Source organism: Coleofasciculus sp. (assembly GCF_046565525.1).
Classification (GTDB): domain Bacteria; phylum Cyanobacteriota; class Cyanobacteriia; order Cyanobacteriales; family Coleofasciculaceae; genus Coleofasciculus.
On record NZ_JBKHUP010000261.1, the window covers coordinates 1 to 1,194 of the forward strand.

Annotated in this window: 1 protein-coding gene; it reads right to left on the reverse strand. The window is 46.3% G+C overall.

The window, feature by feature from the left end:
* Positions 1-1,194, reverse strand: a 1,194-nt coding sequence (gene lysS / locus ACLGGO_RS35605; protein WP_446422855.1) for a lysine--tRNA ligase, incomplete at both ends; no start/stop codon positions are given.

Consider the following 1,194-nt stretch of genomic DNA (forward strand, 5'->3'; position numbering starts at 1 on the left):
GAACCATCGCGGCTGCTACTTTTGAGCAACGGAAACGCAATCACATCCCGAATACTCGCCGAATCCGTTAATAACATCACCAAGCGATCAATGCCAATTCCTAACCCCCCAGTTGGTGGCATTCCATACTCTAACGCCGCCAGAAAGTCTTCATCAACCCCTTGCGCTTCCAAGTCTCCAGCGGCTTTTCGTGCGGCTTGTGCTTCTAAACGTTCCCGTTGATCAATCGGATCAGTTAATTCAGAAAAGCTATTAGCCGTTTCTCGCCCAGCAATAAATAACTCAAAGCGTTCCACTAATCCCGGCTTAGAACGGTGAGGTTTAGCTAGGGGAGAAATTTCTATAGGAAAGTCAAGGATAAATGTGGGCTGAATCAGAGTTTCTTCACATTTTTGCTCAAAGCATTCGTTGAGGAGTTTCCCCAATGATGGACAGTCGTCTACCCCTTCAATTCCAACTTTTTTAGTCGCGACTTTTGCCTCATCTAATGTCTGAAACTGGCTAAAATCTAAACCCGTCACCTCTTGCACCAACTCATGCATCGTGACTCGACGCCAGGGAGGAGTGAAATCAATTGTTTCACCTTGATAAGTAATTTCCAGAGTTGTCAAAGTATCTTGAGTGACGGTGGTAATTAAATTTTCCGTCAACGTCATCATGTCGTTGTAGTCGGCGTAAGCCTGGTACACCTCAATTGAGGTAAATTCGGGATTGTGGCGCGTGGAAATTCCCTCATTCCGGAAAATTCGCCCCAACTCAAATACCTTTTCAAATCCGCCGACAATTAACCGCTTTAGGTGGAGTTCTGTGGCAATTCGCAGGTACAACTCCATCTCTAGGGTATTGTGATAGGTGATAAAGGGACGGGCTTCGGCACCCCCCGCTTCTGTACTAAAGACAGGGGTTTCAATTTCAATAAAGCCACGATCCTCTAAATAGCGACGAATGGCGGCGGTAATTTTAGCACGGCGGCGGAAGGTTTCCCGAACAGTGGGATTGACCATCAAGTCAACATAACGCTGGCGATAGCGCTTTTCTGTATCGGTGAGACCATGCCACTTATCGGGTAAGGGTAGTAGAGATTTGGTCAGAATAGCATATTCGTTGACATAGACGGAGAGTTCACCTTTATCTGTGCGCTTAATTGTCCCCTTTACGCCTAAAATGTCCCCAATGTCTGTGAATTGCTTGAGA